This window comes from Alteromonas sp. PRIM-21, assembly GCF_027563165.1.
GTDB lineage: Bacteria > Pseudomonadota > Gammaproteobacteria > Enterobacterales > Alteromonadaceae > Alteromonas > Alteromonas macleodii_A.
Genome location: NZ_JADOEK010000017.1, coordinates 1 through 20,243, shown reverse-complemented (window position 1 = coordinate 20,243; position 20,243 = coordinate 1). Strand labels below are relative to the sequence as shown.

The 20,243-nt window shown below is 42.2% G+C and carries 16 protein-coding genes, 1 tRNA gene and 1 pseudogene; 10 read left to right on the top strand and 8 right to left on the bottom strand.

Annotated elements, in window-relative coordinates; genetic code table 11:
* Nucleotides 1–30: 30 nt before the first annotated feature.
* From hsdR to IW644_RS18050, 3 genes are all read right to left on the bottom strand, one after another.
* Complete coding sequence (gene hsdR, locus IW644_RS18060) at nucleotides 31–3,483, bottom strand: type I restriction-modification system endonuclease (RefSeq protein WP_269918767.1); 3,453 nt, start codon at nucleotides 3,481–3,483, stop codon at nucleotides 31–33.
* 170 nt (nucleotides 3,484–3,653) lie between these two features.
* The gene (locus IW644_RS18055) at nucleotides 3,654–5,141 is read right to left on the bottom strand and encodes a GIY-YIG nuclease family protein (RefSeq protein WP_269918766.1); all 1,488 of its coding nucleotides are present in this window, start codon (nucleotides 5,139–5,141) and stop codon (nucleotides 3,654–3,656) included.
* Between the two features lie 24 nt (nucleotides 5,142–5,165).
* The gene (locus tag IW644_RS18050; RefSeq protein WP_269918765.1) at nucleotides 5,166–6,089 is read right to left on the bottom strand and encodes a DUF5655 domain-containing protein; all 924 of its coding nucleotides are present in this window, start codon (nucleotides 6,087–6,089) and stop codon (nucleotides 5,166–5,168) included.
* A gap of 145 nt (nucleotides 6,090–6,234) precedes the next feature.
* On the opposite strand from IW644_RS18050, the gene IW644_RS18045 reads away from it, so the two are divergent.
* Complete coding sequence (locus IW644_RS18045) at nucleotides 6,235–7,155, top strand: hypothetical protein (protein ID WP_269918764.1); 921 nt, start codon at nucleotides 6,235–6,237, stop codon at nucleotides 7,153–7,155.
* A 26-nt stretch (nucleotides 7,156–7,181) separates the two neighbouring features.
* Here the strand turns inward: IW644_RS18045 and IW644_RS18040 are convergent, their stop codons facing one another.
* Together IW644_RS18040 and IW644_RS18035 are read right to left on the bottom strand one after the other, a co-directional pair.
* Nucleotides 7,182–7,574, bottom strand: a complete 393-nt coding sequence (locus IW644_RS18040) for a hypothetical protein (protein ID WP_269918763.1) — start codon at nucleotides 7,572–7,574, stop codon at nucleotides 7,182–7,184.
* 38 nt (nucleotides 7,575–7,612) lie between these two features.
* Nucleotides 7,613–7,936, bottom strand: a complete 324-nt coding sequence (locus IW644_RS18035; protein ID WP_269918762.1) for a hypothetical protein — start codon at nucleotides 7,934–7,936, stop codon at nucleotides 7,613–7,615.
* Nucleotides 7,937–8,043: 107 nt separating this feature from the next.
* Here IW644_RS18035 and IW644_RS18030 point away from each other — a divergent pair, with 107 nt between their 5' ends.
* From IW644_RS18030 to IW644_RS20030, 3 genes and pseudogenes are all read left to right on the top strand, one after another.
* Complete coding sequence (locus tag IW644_RS18030; RefSeq protein ID WP_013785820.1) at nucleotides 8,044–8,370, top strand: hypothetical protein; 327 nt, start codon at nucleotides 8,044–8,046, stop codon at nucleotides 8,368–8,370.
* A 124-nt stretch (nucleotides 8,371–8,494) separates the two neighbouring features.
* The gene (locus tag IW644_RS18025; protein WP_269918761.1) at nucleotides 8,495–10,246 is read left to right on the top strand and encodes a tyrosine-type recombinase/integrase; all 1,752 of its coding nucleotides are present in this window, start codon (nucleotides 8,495–8,497) and stop codon (nucleotides 10,244–10,246) included.
* A gap of 56 nt (nucleotides 10,247–10,302) precedes the next feature.
* Nucleotides 10,303–11,241, top strand: a pseudogene (locus IW644_RS20030) (tyrosine-type recombinase/integrase); the annotation flags it as partial.
* A 200-nt stretch (nucleotides 11,242–11,441) separates the two neighbouring features.
* Here IW644_RS20030 and IW644_RS18020 read toward each other — a convergent pair.
* The 3 genes from IW644_RS18020 to mutY form a co-directional block, all read right to left on the bottom strand.
* Nucleotides 11,442–11,517: transfer RNA gene (locus IW644_RS18020), tRNA-Phe, on the bottom strand.
* A 151-nt stretch (nucleotides 11,518–11,668) separates the two neighbouring features.
* A complete protein-coding gene (locus tag IW644_RS18015; RefSeq protein ID WP_025256893.1) occupies nucleotides 11,669–11,941 on the bottom strand; it encodes an oxidative damage protection protein in 273 nt (90 codons plus the stop codon).
* Between the two features lie 58 nt (nucleotides 11,942–11,999).
* Nucleotides 12,000–13,067: an A/G-specific adenine glycosylase gene (gene mutY, locus IW644_RS18010; RefSeq protein WP_269918760.1), complete on the bottom strand. Its 1,068-nt coding sequence runs from the start codon at nucleotides 13,065–13,067 to the stop codon at nucleotides 12,000–12,002.
* A gap of 132 nt (nucleotides 13,068–13,199) precedes the next feature.
* On the opposite strand from mutY, the gene IW644_RS18005 reads away from it, so the two are divergent.
* The 6 genes from IW644_RS18005 (at nucleotide 13,200) to arcA (ending at nucleotide 20,094) form a co-directional block, all read left to right on the top strand.
* Entirely contained in the window at nucleotides 13,200–13,904 is a 705-nt protein-coding gene (locus IW644_RS18005; RefSeq protein WP_269918759.1) for an alpha/beta fold hydrolase, read from the top strand.
* A 91-nt stretch (nucleotides 13,905–13,995) separates the two neighbouring features.
* Nucleotides 13,996–14,715, top strand: coding sequence for a tRNA (guanosine(46)-N7)-methyltransferase TrmB (gene trmB, locus IW644_RS18000; RefSeq protein ID WP_269918758.1), 720 nt, complete (start codon nucleotides 13,996–13,998; stop codon nucleotides 14,713–14,715).
* Nucleotides 14,715–15,797 carry a methyltransferase gene (locus tag IW644_RS17995; protein WP_269918757.1) on the top strand — a complete coding sequence of 361 codons (1,083 nt, stop codon included), beginning with the start codon at nucleotides 14,715–14,717 and terminating at the stop codon, nucleotides 15,795–15,797. Before trmB ends, IW644_RS17995 begins: the two co-directional genes overlap by 1 nt.
* 146 nt (nucleotides 15,798–15,943) lie before the next feature.
* Nucleotides 15,944–17,368: a glycogen synthase GlgA gene (gene glgA, locus IW644_RS17990; protein ID WP_269918756.1), complete on the top strand. Its 1,425-nt coding sequence runs from the start codon at nucleotides 15,944–15,946 to the stop codon at nucleotides 17,366–17,368.
* 217 nt (nucleotides 17,369–17,585) lie between these two features.
* Nucleotides 17,586–19,226 carry an ATP-binding protein gene (locus tag IW644_RS17985; RefSeq protein ID WP_269918755.1) on the top strand — a complete coding sequence of 547 codons (1,641 nt, stop codon included), beginning with the start codon at nucleotides 17,586–17,588 and terminating at the stop codon, nucleotides 19,224–19,226.
* Nucleotides 19,227–19,386: 160 nt separating this feature from the next.
* Entirely contained in the window at nucleotides 19,387–20,094 is a 708-nt protein-coding gene (gene arcA / locus IW644_RS17980; protein WP_014996957.1) for a two-component system response regulator ArcA, read from the top strand.
* The last annotated feature ends 149 nt before the right edge of the window (nucleotides 20,095–20,243 follow it).

Sequence of the window (20,243 nt, the reverse complement as noted above, 5' to 3'; positions counted from 1 at the left end):
CTCTTATTTGATTCTTTGCACAGCCTAAAATCAGGCTGTTGCTTTATCATCTGTGTAGCCGCCGTCATCATCGTTCACCCACAATGCACGATTAAACTGGGCGAGGATGTCGGTGATAGGCTGGTCGAAGAGTTTGTTGGCGCGATTGATGCCACCTAGCCGTTGCTTGAAAATACCTTCATTCAAGTTGGCTTCATCAACGATGATGTTAGCTTTCATTTGTTTGGCAATGGTGCTTAACCAGTCCCGCTGCGGCGTTTTCCACGGCTGGCTTGCAAGTATTCTATCTAATGCTCTATCTACTCGTTCTTCGTATGGGATAAGAGCTTCACCTATAGCGGCTTGGCGAATGTAACCAATGATTCTGGCAGCGATATCTTCGTTTCGTACTTCTTTCCATGCCGCCTTGAGATCTTCTTCTCTAAACTCGTTTTTTTCAAGTTCTAATGCTAATTGTTTCAAGCTTTCACGGGTTAATTCCCACGGGCGTTGAATAACTGTTTGAATTGCAACCATTCTATTGCTATTGGCATTAACGAAGTCATTAAAAGCTGTTAGGTAGTCTTCTGGCTTGTGGCCGCTGCCATAGCCTGTTGATTTATCGAGCACCTCGTCTTCATGCTCAGATACCACAATACGATTAAACCCACCCGTGCCCTTTACTTTCATATCAAGCAGCTCGCCTAAACCTGGATTATTTAAAAACCAGTCTGCAACTTCCTGCACAGGCTTTGCTTTTAACTCTTGCGCAAACTCTTGTGGCGGCTTTCCAACAATACGCTCGAATTCGCTTTGCTGAGTCTCAGTAAGGTAGCGCTTCTTACTTTGAAGCTTACTCAAAAATTGGTCTCTCGCGAGTTCCTGAAGCTTGCTGTCTTTACCCTCTTTAATCTCGCTTTCTAGCTTGCTAAAGGTAATGTCTACGTTCGTGACCACGGGCTTCATGGTGTTCACTTTTTCGAGCTGTTTGTAAATGTCTACAGCATCGTAAATACGAAACCGCTCTTTAGCGATGTCGTCACAGCGACGCGTAGCACGACCCAGCATCTGCTCGTAAAGAATACGACTGTTCACGCGGCGCATGAACACTAGATTGCAGATAGAGGGTACGTCTACACCAGTCGTTAGCAGGTCTACCGTGACTACAATGTTAGGGAGACGGTCATTCTTATAACGCCTGATAAGCTGAAGCGGCTTATCGGATGCACCCGTTATTTTCATAATAGCGTCATCGTCAACGGCACCGTGATAATGCTCACACGCGTCCTTAAGCGCCTCTACCATCTCATCAGCGTGTTTGTCAGTTACACAAAATATGAGTGTTTTTTCTTGAGAGTATGGGTCAATTGAATCACTTTCTATCAGCCACTTCGCTATCGCTTTGGTAAATTCTGGCGCTATTACTTTTCTATTGAACTGCGCAACATCAAAATCGAGTTCATCGGGTGTATGAATGAGTTCAAGTTGATTGGTTTGTGGGTCGTAAACCTGCACTTCTTCATTCACATTGTAGTGAATACCATCGGTGTTGAGTTTGGTATGAATTCTTACAGGAGGTAGATGGTCAACCAGGTAACCATCAATTACTGCTTCGGTATAGCTATAAGAGAATACTGGGTCGCCAAAGATATCGGTGGTATGTATGGCTGGCGTTGCCGTTAACCCAATTTTGAATGCATCAAAGTAGTCTATTACAGCGCGATATTTTGAAACATAGTCCTGCTGGTCTCTAAACTTTACCTCCGTTTCACTTAGCTCTCGGTCTAACAGGTAACCACGGTGACACTCATCCACTACGATACAGTCATACTGCCCTACTCTTGGCTTGGTCGCATCTTCTGACGGGTACATAATACGTTTAACCAAACCCTGTACTGTAGCCACGTGTACTTTTGTGTCGTCATCAGGCGTGGGTTTTGGATTTTTTTCTGGCTCCATGCCCAACACGTCAAAAGTATCTGCAAACGTGTTGAGGTTTTCCATACGCACTTCACCAAAATCGACGGTAGCCTGAACACCAAGAGCACTGCGGTCTACCAGAAACAGGATTCGGCGAAAGCGTTCTGCTTTTAGAAGGCGATATACCAGCGCGATACAGGTTTTTGTTTTACCTGTTCCGGTTGCCATTGCTACAAGTGCACGCTCTTTTTCATCTTTAATGGCTTGCTCAACGCTGAGAATGGCTTGCTTCTGATAATCACGTAACTGAAGTTCGTACTCAAAACCCATGTCATCTAGTTGCGCGTTGGCTTTTTGGGGTGTTTGGCGTAAATACGTTTTGATTTCTTGAGGGGAGTACCAGCCTTTCAACGCTTTGCGGCGATTAGTGGTATCACGAACGTCTAAGAACCATATCCCGCTTTCTTGCTCCAATTGTTTTAAATACGCGCGGCCATTGGTTGCGAATGTAAGCGGCACTTTAAATTTGCCGTATTCTGTCACCTCAATATCATCAGTTAACGATGCAATACCTTTTGCATAACGTTTGGCTTGGTCGATAGCGCCATATACATTCTTGGCATTTTTCTTTGCTTCGACAACGGCTACTAGCGTTGTACCGATAAAGAGCGCGTAATCAGCTGGCCCAGAATCTGTGGGCCACTCTGCAATAGCACGGTTTTTATTGGGTTCTGGGCGAGCGCCTTTTGAATAGCGTAAGTTCTCTGTATCAGCTTCCCAACCTGCGTCAATAAGTTGCTGGTCAATGATGACACGGGTTTCCGCCTCATCCATTTCAAAGTGAGATTTTTCAATACGCTGAAGCTCAGCGGCCTGCTGTTCTTTTGGTTGCGCTTTAAAATGGTCAAAGTTGTCTTTATTTTCACGCTCCACTTCAGCGCGATAATTGGCAAGCGCTTCTTCTTGCTCATGCGCCAATTGTTCCCATATCTCACGCTCTTCAGCCATTCGCTCTGCACGAAGGCGTTCAGCCTCGGCTTTTTCATGTTCAATTTGGCTAAGCTTTTCAGCAACTTTTATGCGGTCTGATGTGCGTTGCGATTCGGTAGTAATTTGCGACAGCTTCTCTTCAAGCTGACGAACATAATCAGATGGGTCTTCTGGCTTTACGAACTTAGACTTTTTAAAGCCTTTAGCTTTTTCGCCTCCAAAAGTTGAATGGAACCAACTAGAAAGAGAGTGACCTATTATCAGTGCTTTCAGTGCGTCACGATGCGTTGAACTATCAAACTCATGCGTAGCGTTATTGCCTAGAAACTTGAGGTCATAAAATGCTTCTCTTACATTCGGTTCTAACCTAAGTGTGTAATCTAAATCTTTAAGTAAATTGTGTTGGGTAACCTCTTTGCCGAATTCAACACCCACGCGGGCAGCAATATTCTGAGCAATCGCCTCACCCAATTGGCGCATTTTGATAAGTGTTGTGTTTGGGTCGGAGGAAAAGTTGCGTTCAGCACTTGCTGCGAGGTTATAAAACCAAACACCGTGTGCTTTAAGAAATTCAAAATTACTCGTAAATACCATACAACTTTCCTTGTCTACTTAATCGACCGCCCAAACTATATACTAAAGTTTAAGTTCGATTAAGATTTATCTAAATGCACTGCTTAACAAATAAACAGCTACCTCTTACAGTTATGAGCATATTTCTACTAAATAATCGTAACTGATCGTAGAGGTAACGTAATTATAAGCTAGATATTTAACACTTGTTTTATCTTGAGCAAACGCGCTTCAAAATCTTGTTTTTCGTTTTTGCTCAAGTGAACTGCCGAACGATCAAGCCGCTCAGCGAATTCGGATACACTTCTCAGAGCTTTACTCATAATCAGACCATCTACTTTAAGTTTCTTCACTAACGGAAGTTCCCTAATAGAGGATAAAAATTTTCGACCCGAAGGAGCTATATAACGTTCCAGATCGATTAGCAACGCATCTAGACGTTCTTTGGTTACTGAGCATTTCTCTTCAGTTTTTTTACTTAAATTCGCGTTGATAAAGTTATTTTGTGCTGTTTTTTTACCTTTAGAACGCGTCTTTTCGAAGTTTAACGGTCGTGCTTTTTCAGCTAAAACATCTTTGGTTGAATCTTGGGAGTTATAACTACTAGAGGAAGAAAACTCAGGCTCTTCATTATCGTCAATAAATTTAGTGTGCGTAGATTCTAACGCAGTACCCTTAAAGCTATTATTATTGTTATTCAATTCAATATTTTTTGCAGTGTAACACTTGTCTATTGCTTCAGGGTCTTCCGCTTCTGCACTACTTATTACAGAAGCCCCCCTTTCTTCATATTCAGTCGATACCTCAACCAAATCCTTTAAGAAATTTTGTAAAAGCTCATCTGCCTCATTTTCAGTATCATTAGAACAGTCTGGTACACCTGAATTCAAAGGTTCAAGCGAGCCTTCACTACGTACGTAACCCTGCCCATCAGGTGTACTGTTATATCCAAAGTCAAACGTCCTATATTTTTCGATATATAACCGCTCAAGTTCATCAAGCTCGTCCTCATCACACTCTTGAATAACAAAAAACGTAAACTTGCTGGCACCTTTGGTATCCCATGCATGTTGCAGCCCGTTATTGTGATGCTTACCTTTATTTAGAGCGCGTACGTGCTGTCGCAACCGTTTACCTATATTTCGGGCTTGACCTATATAGGTTGCAAAGTCATTCGAATAAATGCAGTAGATTCCTACTTTATTGTCGTTCTTTTGAAAAAAAGACTCCAAGTTTCTTTTGGCTGCGAATGCAAGGTTAGATATGGGGTGCTTCTGTTTACTAAATTGCTTCTCAGTTATGGGATAAGCTTTTTTATCTTTAAACTCAGGTTTTGAATATTTTTTTCTCGACTTTTTTTGCTTGGCTCTATCAACTATAAGAATGGGAGAGGCCATGAAACTCCATTTCGGAGTCTGCACTATAAATTCGAGAGAGAAATCTACTTTGGCTTGGATTTCTCTTAGCTCTGAATAGTCATCGGAAGATAAGAAACCGATAAGATTTCCGGAAGTAAATACGTTTGCATTTTCTTCGTAGGTATTATTTTGCCTGACATAACAGTTTGTCGGCCCTTTATAAATTTTTTGAAGTTCTTCGGGTTCAATACCCGTTTTATTTAGAATCCACTCACGCCCTTCAATAGCAAGTATTAAAGGAAGGCTATCTTGTATGTCCATTACTATTAACCGTTAAAAGATGGTTTAACTTTCTTCAAAACACTTAGTGATTAATTGCTTTACCCGCGCTAGTTGCTCTACCTTTCTTATTTCTATTTCCAAATCCCCCGTGCCCCAGTGCCCAATATTTCTCATATCCTTAATAAATCCATCTTCTAGTTGAACGGTATCTGGGTCTAATTTCAACCATAAAAGTACGCGCGGATCTTTGTTTGGAACAATACTTATACAGGCAAAGTTTTTGATTCGCTTGTAAGCCGTATACTGCTTCAAGTCTTTACGAGTAATATCATCGCTTAACGATTCTACGTAAGAGCATATCTCATCAAAAAATGTTAGTAATTGAGGACTACATTGAGACTTAGCCTTTTCTAGAGTCCAGTCATAAACCTGATTTTTTTTAACTGATGGTATTCTGTCACTATCAGCCGTTACTATTGGCCGTGAAGAAACTTGAGTATTTACAAGTTCTAGCAGCAATAAGTCATCGGAGAAGTATTTATACCTCATCAACTCAATGTTTCGGTCTATTTGCTTAATTGCATACTCGTCATAGCGATTAAAGTCAGATGCTATGCAAATTAGTCTTGCGCCAGACCATTCAATGGTAGTAGCCGTGTCGTTACCCAATTCAGACATTACTAGCAACTGAAAATCGGCTTTATGATCAAGCAACCAATCAAGATAAAACAAACCTTGGTTGATGACGTTCTCATTTGAATGACGTTTATATTCAATAATTACCGGACAGCCATTTTCGTCTAAGCCCAAGCTGTCTATTCGCCCGCCGTTAGATGTAGTGAACTCTGTAGCTAAGAAACGGATACTGAGAAAAGTATCCATGTTGATTTCAATCTGTTTTTGGAGTTCTCTTTCGAGTCTAGCTGATTTCGGGGTCAATTCTTCAACTGAACTTGGTAACGTTCTGAATAGTTTAATATCGCTCATATATGCTCCATGCTATGACTCACCACGAAGCATAACATGTGTTAAACAAAAAGCTCATACTCGTTCTTTCAAGGATTCATATTGCCATACAATTATCTTAGGCGTAGATTTATTAAATATAATCGATTAGCACGGAAGAATATTGATGTTGAATGCTTTAGCTAATATAAGTCTAAAAATTCGTAAGATAAAAGAAGATACACAGGACGTCGAGAAACTAGCAGAACTGATCATTCTTATTAAAGAGTTTAACGAGATAAATAGTCAAAAAGGATTAAAGGAATCTTACCCAACGTCAATAATTGAGGAAGCAGAGCAATTATTGAGTCAAGCTAGAGAAACTAAAAAATTGAAAACTTCTGAAGTTGAACCTATTGAATGGATTACTGATAGTTTTTACTGTGAAAAATGCAATTCTATTGAGCAGTCAGGATTCCTAGCGACTGAGAGCTTGCGTAGTGCTGAGAAGAGCTTCAATTCTGGCTCGTTTAACATCACAAGAACCAGAATTTGTCAAAATTGTGGTTTTGCATACCGAACACAAGAAACTTTAATCTCGTACAGTGATAAAAAAACAAGAACAGCTAAACAAGCAGTGCATCTCAATTATGACATCATAAACAACTTAGAGTCAGCTAAAGGGTTTATACGGAAGTGCGTATATTGGATAAATCATCCGTCTGGCGGTGATGTCTTATGCCCTCGCTTTTCGGAGAGAGTGTATCAGGGCAGCTCCGGATTCGAAATAGAGTTCGGAGCTAATAAATTATTAATTACTGTATTATTCAAACGCGTTATTGACGAACTTAATAGTGTTTTCTCAGGAAAGACTTGTGAACTTAGCGATGATTGGATTGATTTAATCATTAGGGGAGCAGTAGCAAACTATAAAGGGATAGAGTATCCCACTTGTTATCCCGTTACCGATACATGGTACTTAAAATTTGGCAATCATGGTGTAGATATTGATGACGCACGCGGTTTCATTCTCAGGCATCCGAAATTGAGAGAGTTTTTCAAGGCGGAAGAATACAAAATAGCGCTACAGCACGGCTCAAAACTTTAAAAATGGCCTCTTTCGAGGCCACTAGATCACTTTAGTTTTTTCTTCCATCGTGCTTTACACGCAATCATCCACGTTTCAGCATCAATACCAAAAACTGATTCTATTTCATCAGAAAAGTATTTGAGGAAGTTACGAATCTCTTCGTGGTATCTCAGTAACACAGTCAATGCTTCTCTGTGGTTCCGGTATTTGCCTTTACCATCAGATAATTCATCAATTAACGAAGAACTTAGGGATATCCCCAGCCATTGGCCTGTTTCACTGCGATGTAAGTAGATATATCGCTGATGATCCAGCCGTAAGTTCTCACCTTCAATTTCTAAATTCGCTAAAAGCAATATGGTTGAATCATCACCTACAAAAGAAGATCTTGATTGTCTTTTGTATTTTCGGATGATGCTAGGTTTTTTGTCTTGCATGTTGTTACTCCTGTTTGTACTCAAAAGTAACTAAGCTCCTAGTCGGGAAAATCTTCGCTAATATCGTCGAAGTCAAACTTCATTTGGTCTGAAAAGAATTCGAAGTCGTCCTCTGTCCACTCTGCATATAACAAAGGTTCACTCACTACTACACCAACAAGCTCTCGAATCAAAGGCAAATACGAAGGGTCAGTAATCACCTGATTTTGCAATACTACGTTCATTATCGAATCTTCGATATGTTGGTTATTTCTATACTGCGCACCGTCTATTTCATCTCTAAACAAGAGAAACGCGTTAGCTAGTGAGCCAAAAATGTCAGAGATAACAGCGGAGCACAGGTAAGTGTTATTGGTTGTCATAAAATTCCTTAATTTAATGGGTTTCATGACTAAGTAGTTCGCGTAAACGAAAAATTTCCGTCCGTGTGGCTTATTTCACTATAAGACTTAAATGATGGAGATAAGACATGACAAACTTGAAAGTGGTTGAAAGGTCTACACACTTTTTCTCAGATGACGAAGACTGTATTGCACTATACGAACATAATGACTCATATATCTACTATGTTCGAAATTACGTATCACAAACTGAGTTTATCATCATAAGCCATGCCCTTATGGATACACTCCCAGAGCAGGCCAGAACTTTAACTGGTGTGTACGTAACAATGCATTTTGGCGTGTTGAAGTATTTTCAAGACGAAGTAACGCACCACGTGATGACAAAAGGCTTGCTAGCGCACTTTCATTATCTTTTTAACTGCACAGTTTCACGTTTTATTGAACAACTGTAGCAATACTGAGCCAACTGAAAAGTTGGCTCTTTTTTTCGCCTAGAGCTACAGACAAAAAATTTACGTGCTTTTGGAAATTCTACATCGATTACACTGCTATCAAATCACGAATTAGGTAGCAACATTGTTTCAATCGCAACAGCCCCACAAGCCGGAAACACTTGGGTATAACCCAAGCGTTGCTGCGGGTGCTGCTCGACAAGAAATACCTAATACAACAATTGCAGCAAGCTCGATTCGCCCTATAGGTGTAAAAGAAGCTGCCCAGTTTCTTTTACTTTCAGAGCATGAGGTTATTGCGTTAGCTAACGATGGTTTCATAGCTCATCGATACTCAAAGAGTCTCAACAAATATTTCTTCAACTTGCGTGGCTTATCTTCGTTTTGCGAGTCTCTCGCCAATTTCGGGCATCTTCAGGAAAGCAAGAGTGATTATCACGTAGCTGAGACTTCAACAGTTGATTGTATTGCAACCGCCGATAATAGTTCACAAAGCAAAATAGACGACTCAAATAAAGCAGCGGAGTTCTCAGAAGTAGCGTTTGAACCAAAGGAAGTATCTCAACTATTTTCTCCCCAACCAGAACTTGAAAAGCAATGTCAGTTTACTGATGCAAACAATAAGCGAGCTTTGTCACGCTTAAATCACTTGCTGACCCGTAATAAAGAGCAGCTATCACCTCTTTTAGATGAATGGACTTTGTCAGATAAAGAGTTTTGCTTGGCTAGAAGTTTCATCGAATACTTTAAAGTGAAAGTGGTCAACGTAGATAACAAAAATTCTTTGGAAAAAAGAATGGATGTGAGGAGTGCGCACGAACTAAGAACACCGTTTAAAGAAAACAACTTCTACTTACGAGAAAGGCTGAAAACTAGCGACTACAAAGAGGCCGTCAAACTCGCAGCAGCAAGTTTGAAAGAGAAGTTATCTCTGCTAGATATCGACTTTTCTTATCTCGAACACTTTCAGGAGCAGAATTTTGATTTGTGGAATGAGGTTTATCGAAAGGCCAAAAGAGCAGTTCGTGATAAGAAGTCGTCTACTAAACAAGTTGAGCAAAGATCAAGAAAACTCGCTTTTTTTAACTACATGTTCGCTACCACCGATCTCCGAAATTTTTCCCAAGAATTAGTCGAAGAGATTAACGATGCAATTGTCTTGAACGGTAAGCAAGACAGTACCAGAAACAAGTATTTAATCGAATTAAGAGCTGTATATGACGAACTATTTGCGAAGCGTCTTATAAACGAAAACATCAAGGTGTGTTCTTTCCAATCAGGTAAACGTGAGTTAATTGAATTGTCTACTAAGCAATTTACTAACTTCCGCGACGAATATGCTCGATGCGCTACTGAAGCAAACCTGCTCACTTTTGCGTTTTACTCTGGTGCAAGGAAAGGCAATACACTCAACCATATTTGTACTTCGAGTATGAAGCTCAGCGATATTGAAGACTCAACAATAAGGAACAGTAGCTTCATAAAAATTCCTGCTCGTCACGCCAAAGGAAGCAGGCTCATCACGATTCATGTAACGAAAGCCCTTAGGGGGGTTATAGAGCGCCAGTTAGAATATCGTAGGAAAAACAATATTACGCATGACAATTTGTTTGCGCTGGATAATACAGGAGCAACAATTGAGTGTGATATGACGAGATGGGAGGCCGCTTTGGAAAAGGCAGGGATTGATAAGACCTTTAGATTTCATCATTTCCGTCACAACCGAGCCTATCAGATTCTACTTGAGGGCGGAAAATTTGAAGATATTCAGCAGCTTTTTGGCTTAGCGAGCACTAAAATGGCCGCTACAGTTTATGGGCACCTAGACATCACTCAAGGTGCGCTGAAAGTGAATGAAAAGGCGGCAGCGAACTAGTTCTATTATTTAGCTTTTAAATCATTAATGTTGTTACTTTTAGAGGAGCAATATCGATGGTTTATAAAAAGAGTAATTCAAAATACTGGTTTACGAAGTTTCAGGTCTCATTTGCTGACAAGGTTAAGCGTGTTCATTGCAGCACCAAGGAAACTGTTAAAAGCCGTGCAGAGCACTTTGAACACCGCCTTCGCGATGAAACGTTAGCTATACTGATGCGTAACTCTCAAGAGGTTGGCTCATGGAATGAAGCTTTAACACTTTATCTAGAATCCAGGCAAACAAACAAGACCATTGATGAAAAGACGAAAAAGCTAGCCTGGTGGTCTCAATATCTAGCAAATATTCCATTAACCGAAATTAATTCTAAGCTTATTCTGACGACGTTAGTGAAGAAGACCGCCGTCACTTTAGCAACGAAGAATAGATACCTCGCAGAGATCAAAAGCTTTTTAAATTTCATTCATAAAGAGTTGGAGTGGATTGATCGCGTCCCCCATTTGAAAACCCACAAAGAGCGAGAAAAAAGCTTCTATAAGCTTACTGAGAAAGATTCTGCTCGCCTCATTGATTGTGCCCCAGCCTTTCTGCAACCTATCATCATATTTGCCCTAGCAACCGGATTCCGTGCCTCTAATATCATTGGCCTGAAATGGACTCATGTCGATTTGGAGCATCAAACCCTGAAAGTAGATGCGGATTCTCACAAAAGCGGCTCTTCAGTCCTTATACCGATGAACAATGTAGTCTTCGAACTACTGAGTTCTTTGCATAACTCGAAAAATTCCGTATTTGTTTTTCTCAATTATGATAATTCGCCTATTAAAGACTTAAATAGGAGAATATGGGCTAGGACGACAAAAGCTGCTGGTCTAGATGGGCTGCGCTTTCACGACTTACGTCATAATTGGGCATCACGCCATGCTGAGAGTGGCACCGACTTATTAGCTATTAAAGAATTAGGGGGCTGGAAAACGTTAGAAATGGTTCAGCGATACACACATCCATCGCTGAGTTATTTGTCACAGCAAGCAAACAATATTGTAAAAGAAAAAAATGAAACCTTTGTCACAAAGTCAGGTTGTGACAAAAAATCGTCACACTTTGTGACAATCAATGGTCTGCTGATTGAAAAAGACAAGGCCCAGAAATGGAAAAACCTGATAGTTTTCAATAAACTATCAGGTTCCAATGATGGTGCCTCGACCCGGGATCGAACCAGGGACACGCGGATTTTCAATCCGCTGCTCTACCAACTGAGCTATCGAGGCTGAAACTTGTTAGCGTTCTAGGCGTTTACTGCCTGTCCTGCTGTGGGTGCGTATTAAACGGTTTTCGCCTTCACAAGTCAACCGTTTTTCTCGCTTTTTTTGCGCTTTTATTACTGTTTGCGCATTGTTTGCTCAAAAAACGCTTTTTTGCTTATTTTTCAGGCGGAACATAGCCTTCAATCGTAGGCTCTACATCGTCAAACAAGTATGCCGACATTTTTTCTTCCAAAAATGAACGGGCATTCGGCTCCATCATATTTAACTTATGTTCGTTAATTAGCATGGTTTGTTTCTTTTGCCATTCGGCCCATGCTTCTTTAGAAATGTTGTCGAAAATACGCTTACCCAGTTCACCCGGATAAAGTTGGAAATCTAAGCCGTCTGCTTCTTTTTGAAGCTTGCGACAAAATACCGTTCTTGCCATGTTATTTCCTTTCGTTCGCTATCTGCTTAGCAATTAATACAAGGCTACCTTTACAAGCCTAACGCATTAACTGCTGAATTATCTTGGTTGTGGGTGCCGCTAAACCAACTTCAATAGGCTCGTTCAACGAAAACCAGCGATATGCCGTTTCAGCTACGCGTTTTGTTGGAGCAGAGTTTACCACGGCCACTACCGGGGTGATATCTAAATGAAAATGACTAAAGGTATGGCGGAAGCCTTCAAGCTCCCGGGTCTCTTCAACTGTGATTCCCCGTTTGTTAAGCTGCTCAATACCCTCTTCTATTGAAGATACCTCGATAAAACCATACAAACCACCCCAGAGGCCTGTTGAAGGACGCTGTTCTAAATACACTTGGCTATTGAACTGTGCCACCATCATAAAAGTGGATTTTTCCGGTAGCGTTTTTTTCGGCTTTTTGCCCGGGTACTCGGTTTGCGCGCCTTGGGCATAGGCTATACAGTCGGTCTGAAGCGGGCACTCATCACACTTTGGTTTGCTTCGCGTACAGATCATTGCGCCCAAGTCCATCATCACCTGAGTATAGTTGGCACAGCGTCCACCTTCTGGGTTGGTAGGCGTGTTTTTCTCTGCCACCTCCCAAAGTTGGTTTTCTACTTTTTTTTGCCCCGGCCACCCGCTTATTGCGTAGTAACGCGCCAGCACACGCTTCACGTTGCCATCTAAAATAGGAAAGCGCATGTTGCGAGACAGCGACAATATGGCACCCGCAGTAGAGCGACCTATGCCGGGTAAATCCATGACTTCTTCAAGGCTGTAGGGAAATTCTCCGTCATACTTATCCACCAGCGTATTTGCCGCTTTGTGCAAGTTTCTTGCTCTTGCGTAGTAACCAAGCCCTGTCCAATGATGGAGCACATCGTCTTGGGATGCCTTAGCTAAGTCTTGCACCGTGGGGAACGACGCCATAAAACGCTCAAAATAAGGAATTACCGTAGTAACTTGGGTTTGCTGGAGCATAATTTCCGATACCCATACCTTATAAGGCGTTACTTCTTGCTGCCAAGGCAAGTGTTTTCGCCCATACTTGCCAAACCATGCAAGCACTCGCTCCGCAAAGCTTCCTGTATATTTTTGTTCTGTCATAATCATCTATATGGATATAGCTACTGTTTATTCTTTTACTAATAAAGCTTAATGCTTTCTGTCTAGCGACCATTCATTAACTAGCGCGCTATGGTAGCATGTAACTAGCTAGTTTAATGTTAAGGAGCACACGTGTCTGTGCAGCACCCTGTTTTGTTTTTTCCCGGTACACTCTGCGACGAGCGCGTGTTTCTGCCACTATGGCGCACATTGAATATTTCACAGCGCAGATATGTGCCGCTTCAATGGGCAGCGTCACAAGAAGAAATGCTGGCATTAAGTGAAGACCGTATTCTCGATGACGAAAAAGTGCACCTTGTAGGTTACTCGATGGGCGGGTTTATAGCTGCACTAGTCGCACAGCGCAATCCTGCCAATGTAGCCTCTGTTACGCTCATAGGCTACAACCCAGAAGGTTTGTCAAAAGAAGAAATTGCCAAGCGTAAGCAGCTGACTACCATGCTTAAGCAAGGAAACTTTAAACCCGACAATGATGCCTACCTCTCACGGTTTATTCACCCCTCACGTTTGGACGATGAAAATGTGGCAGGCGTTGTTAAATCAATGGCACAAGATTTAGGCAAAACAACATTGCTTAATCACACGCTAGCCACCACGCCACGAGAAAGTACCGTTAAAGCACTCGCAAAGATCAATGCGCCTGTAACCTTTATTACCGCCCAACAAGACGCAATTGCTCCAGCAGAAGCAATAAAGCAACTTAAAAGCGGGTTACCCAAAGCTGCTTTCCACACTGTTAGTGAAGCGGGGCATATGTTGGTACTTGAGCAACCTAACGCCGTAGCGTCTATTATTGCTAAACAAATTAGCGTATAAAATTACAGCATTTTTACCACTATAGCGTTGCATAAGCCGTGGGTAAGTGGATAATGCGCCACCAGAAAATTGGGTTAGAAAGGCATTGCAAATGAGGCAATTCAAAAGTCAGGCGGAAGCAGAAGCCGCTGGAGTATATGTAAGCAAGGTAAAAAGCTTCGTAAAACGCGAAGGTAGACTTACCAAAGCACAAGAAAAGGCGTTGGAAGATCACTGGCCAAGTAAGGGCATTGACTACGCTGACAGACCATTATCGCTGTCAGAGATTTTTGGCCGAAGTGCGCCTGTTGTAGTGGAAATCGGCTTTGGCATGGGTAAGTCATTAGTTGAGATGGCGGCGAACGCGCCAGAGAAAGATTTTATTGGCATTGAAGTACATCGCCCCGGTGTTGGCGCATGCTTAGCCGATGCTAGTGAGCAAGGCGTCGAAAATTTGCGTGTAATGGAGCACGACGCCGTTGAAGTGCTTAAAAATATGATTCCAGATGGTTCATTGTCGCGCCTGCAATTGTTTTTCCCAGACCCGTGGCACAAAAAGCGTCACCATAAGCGCCGTATCGTTCAGCCCGAATTTGTTGAGTTAGTTCGCACCAAGTTAGCTATTGGCGGCTGCTTTCATATGGCGACCGACTGGGAACAGTATGCTGAGCATATGTTAGAGGTCATGACCAACGCCGACGGTTACACCAACACTGCAACTGACGGTGACTATGTGCCTCGACCGGACTACCGTCCAATCACTAAGTTTGAAACTCGCGGTCAAAAGCTAGGCCACGGCGTGTGGGATCTAATTTTCGAGCGTACTAAGTAATGATTTTATCTCCTCAAAGCCAGCTGTTAGAACGTAATATCGCGCTTTTCGATGAAGGCCAGTGGGCATTTATCAACCCGGCTGACGCGTATTTCCTAGACGGTCTCAAATCGCATAACGTAACGGTTCTTCACCAGTATTTCGATATTTTTTCGGAGTGCGTGCGCGTCATACCTTCTGTGTCGTTTGATAGCAGAGACATTACGCGCACAGGCTTTGAGATAACGCAAAAGGTTGGCAATCATACCCATATTTTTGCGCCTTTCTTGGCTTTAGAAAAATCTCACACTGACGTGATGATTTTCTTACCTAAAGCAAAAACCCATTTTCAAATGTTACTGCGAATGGCTGCCAGTATGGTTGGCCAACATGGCCGTATTCATGTGGTTGGTGAAAACAAAGGCGGTATTAAAAGTGCCGCTAAGTTAATGCAACAATATGGCCCTACGCAAAAAGTTGATTCGGCGCGTCACTGCAGCCTGATTACCGTTATAATTGAAGAGCCTCATCTTGCCTTTGAGCCCGATGCTTGGCTTGATATGAATACCTACCACGTTGAAGGTACAGCTTGGGATGTAGCCTCTATGCCTGGCGTTTTTAGTTATAAAGAACTGGATGCGGGAACAGAGCTACTGCTTGAAAAGCTTTCGACGTCACTAAGCGGTGAAGTACTAGATTTCGCGTGTGGTGCTGGCGTTGTTGGTAGCTACATTATGCTTAAATACCCGCATTTAAAGCTGCATCTTACCGATGTGAGCGCGCTTGCGGTGTATTGTAGTGCTTTGACCCTGGCTGAAAACGGATTGTCAGCAACCTTATATGCTGCGGATGGTTTGCATGGGCTTTCCCATAAAGTTCAGCATATTGTCACCAACCCACCGTTTCACACCGGCATTAAAACCGACTACACCATTACGAAGCGATTTATCTCAGATGCAAAGGCAACCTTAAGCCGTGGTGGCACTATGCAAATGGTGGCAAACCGATTCTTACCCTACCCTGGTTTGCTCGCTGAGCACTTCCAAACGGTTTATACCACGGCACAAACATCTCAATTTTCTGTTTATCAGGCAGCTTTATAATTAAAAAAGCCATTGGCTTATGCTAACTTAGCTTTTCTACCTGTTGCTTATGCCATTGTGGATACTTCACAGTGGCACTCAGCGCTTTTCGTACACTTAACTTAAGCATTACGAGTGCACTACATGTACGCTCTGGGAGATTAACTGTGAATATTGTATTTGCTATTTCAGAAGTTGAAGAGTTGGTCAAAACTGGCGGACTTGCTGACGTTGGCAAAGCGCTCCCTCTCGCACTACATAGTATGGGCGAAAGCATCACGATAATAATGCCTTATTACCAAGTACTGGCAGAGCAATTGAACCTGCCCACGGTAGCCGAGCAGCAAACCCTGTTCACTGAAGGGCAAGTGTACCACTTCGATATTCGCTACATGCAATGGCATGGCATTCCAGTTTATTTTGTAGATGCACCCGACTTCTTTATGCGTGAAGGGCTATATGCCAATGCCTTTGAAGCATATGAAGATAATGGTGAACGCTTCAGTTTTTTCAGTGGCGCCGTCCTTCAAACGTTAAAAGCGATTGATAAAAAGCCGGATATTATTCACTGCCATGATTGGCACACGGCTATGCTGCCGTTTTTACTTACCCACGACAAATCAGGGTATTTCGATAGCACCAAAACAATATTCACTATTCACAATGCTGCGTTTCAGGGCGTACACAAGCTAGAAACCATCCCGTTTCTTCGGCATCACCCAAACATTTTGGCGCAAGTACACGGCGGGTACATCAACATGCTGCAAAGCGGTATTGAGTTTGCCTCAAAAGTGACGACTGTAAGTCCTAACTATGCAAGAGAACTGCTTACCGACTTAGGCAGTCACGGGCTCCACGAACGCCTTGTAAATCGTCAAGCCGATCTAAGCGGTATTCTAAATGGTTGTGATTACACCCAGTGGAACCCCGAAACAGATACCTTTTTGCCAGAGCACTACAGTGTAGATAACCTTCATCCAAAAACCGCCTGTAAGCGGGTTTTGCAGGAAAAGTCAGCACTGCCTGAGAACAGCGACATTCCGCTTATTGGAATGGTATGCCGCCTTACAGAGCAAAAAGGTTTCGGATATATACTGCCAATCTTAGATGACCTTATTAAACACAATATTCAAATAGTTATTGTAGGTACAGGCGATCCTAAAGTGTGTATGGATCTTGGTGAGTTTGCCCAACAACATCCTGACAAGTTCGCTTTTATTAACGGGTTTAGTTCAGAACATGCTCACTTAGTAGAGGCTGGCGCTGACTTTTTCCTTATGCCTTCACAATTTGAACCATGCGGATTAAATCAAATGTACAGCTTGGCTTACGGCACTATCCCTATTGTGCGCTCAGTAGGAGGGCTTAAAGACACGGTCATTGACTATAGCAACGATAGTGAAGGTACAGGTTTTGTGTTTGATGAACCTACGCCGCATGCTCTGTTAGCTTGTATTCGTCGTGCTCTGCTGGCTTTCTATGAAGATAAGGGCAAGTTTAGGGCAATGCAGCAACGGGGCATGAGAACTCGCTTTACGTGGGAAGCGTCTGCAAAACATTATCAGCAGCTTTATTTATCGGCGACAAATTAGTCGCTATTGTTTTAATTTTATCGTTTTACCCCCTTATTGGAACACTGACTTCACTATAAGCAGTGGCGATATAAGCGTATAAAAAACCGTAGTGAAAATAGGTTATAGTTCTGTAACCTTCTACATTAATTATTGTTTATAAGCGCCTTTCTTTTTGCCTACTTTTGCGCCACTATTAAAAAACGGATGACGTGAACGGTCAGTACACAAGGCAGGTATGACGGATAAGGCAGTAAAGCTTTCTATAAAAAGCCTCTTTCTTTGGGTGGTAATGTCTATTATTACCTTCTCAATTGCAGTGTTATCGGGCCTTGCTGTTTATACCCAAATAAAAACCTATCGCCATGAGCTTGAATCTAACGCAATGATGCTGGCTAAGTTGGTCGCTAGAAGCTCATCTACCTATCTATATGATGAAACCCCTGAACGTATAGAAGTTGCGTTAAGCAACCTTACAGCTGCAGAGCATGTACTCAATGCTCACGTGTACAAAGCCCAAAATGGCACATCGCAGCCAGAAATTTTTGCCTCGTACAATAAAGAGGGGCAGCTTTTATTAGGTGGCAAGGAAAACCAGTTAGCTTCCATGGTTATGAATCCAATACTGGCTGATAACGGGCATTACCTTGAACTGAGTGCAAAAGTATTCGACCCAGAGACCAACATCCAGTTAGGTTGGGTATATTTAAGGGTTTCCTCAGACAACTTTAACCAACTGGTAGGGAAGTCAATTTGGCTAAATTTAGCAGTAGCATTAGTGCTGTTAGCCATAAGCCTTTACTCTGCACTAAGAATGCAGCGCTTTGTAACTGGCCCGGTGGAAAGTATCGCCAATTTTTTACAACGCACGTCGCGACAGCGTGACTATTCAGCTCGCGCTAAGGGCTCTAGCATTAAAGAGCTCGATATTTTAGCTGATGCGGTGAACGTATTGCTGCTGCGCATGCAAGAATACATGCAAAAACAAAGACAGGCAGAGGAGCAGCACAGAAAACTTAATGCCAGTCTTGAAGATATGGTCAGCCATCGAACAACAGCACTTAAAGACGCGAACCAAGAGCTTATTCAAACATTAGAAAAGCTGCACCAGTTTCAGCGGCAAATCGTGCAGAATGAAAAAATGGCGTCCCTCGGCGATATGGTTGCCGGTGTCGCACATGAAGTTAATACACCAATAGGTTTAGGCGTAACTGCATCAACCATGATGTTAGACAGGTTGGCTGTTATTCAGAAAGACTTTGAAAATAAAACGCTAAAAGCCAGCGCAATGAAGCGCTTCTTGGAAGAAAGTAACGAAAACCTCAATATTATTTACCGTAACTTGAACAGAGCTGCAGAGCTTATCAGTAGTTTTAAGCAGGTTGCCGTAGATCAAACCTCAGAATCTAGTAGAAGTTTTTGCGTTGTACAGCTAGTTAATGAGATACTGTTGTCATTGCAGCCTCGACTCAAAAAATTAAAACACAACATCAACGTAAATTGCGACCCTACCCTTAGCGTTGAAACGAAGGCTGGCCCAATAAATCAAATTTTGATTAATTTAATAATGAATTCGGTTATCCATGGGTTTGAGTCTATGGATAAAGGCACCATTGATATTAGTGCCGAGTTGGTTAGCAGTGATAAGCTCAAGCTGGTTTATACCGATAACGGAAAAGGCATTTCCCCGGAAATCCGCAAGCGGATTTTTGACCCCTTTGTTACTACTAAACGTGGGCAAGGCGGTTCAGGATTGGGAATGCACTTAGTATACAACTTAGTTACGCAGGCCCTTAATGGTTCAATATCGATTACCAGCGAGGAGGGCAACGGGGTAGAATTTGTCATTATCTTCCCTGTTGTTAATGCGAAAACATGAGAATAGTTGTATAAAGTATGAACTTTTCTTGATTTTTATTGGCTAACCCCAATACCTTAACAGTAAGAATATTCACAAGTTACTTGCAATCAAGTACATGAATATTAAAATTTAACCAGTTAGTTGCTTAAATCGTATTTTAGAAAGAGTGTAAAACACCATGCAGACGCCAAATGTGTTAATTGTTGAAGATGAGGTGGTAACCCGTACCACGCTTAAGAGTTTATTTGAAGCGGAAGGGTATAATGTATTTGAAGCCGAAAATGGTGATCAAATGCATGATTTCTTCGAGAATCACGCTATCAATTTGGTTATCATGGATATCAACCTACCAGGCAAAAACGGCCTGATTTTAGCCCGTGAAGTACGTGATCGTAAAAACGTTGGCCTTATCTTCCTAACGGGCCGTGACAACGACGTTGACCGCATTCTAGGTCTTGAAATTGGCGCAGACGACTATCTGACTAAGCCGTTCAACCCTCGTGAATTAACTATCCGCGCGCGCAACTTACTGTCTCGTACAACAAACTCTTCAGAAGATGACGATTTACCAAGCCGTGTAAGCTTTAACGGTTGGACTCTTGACGGTGACAGCCGTTCATTGATTTCTCCTAACGGTAAAGAATTCCGTCTACCTCGTAGTGAATTCCGTGCCCTTCACCTTTTCCTAAGCAACCCAGGTAAGATCCTTACCCGTGAACAGCTAATTATGGAAATGACAGGTCGCGAGCTTCGTCCAAATGACCGTACGGTTGACGTTACTATTCGTCGTATTCGTAAGCACTTCGAGTCAGATCCAACAGATGAAGAATTGATTGTAACTATCCACGGTGAAGGTTACCGTTTCTGCGGTCAGGTTGACGGCTAAACCGCTGCCTGAACGAATATTGTGACTAGTCCTAGAATAAGTTGACACTTATTTTGTTTAGAACGCCCGATGTATCTCATCGGGCGTTTTGTATTTAAGGGCCAGATGCGGGCGTTTTTCATTATATATTGCCACTGACTCCGCTACCA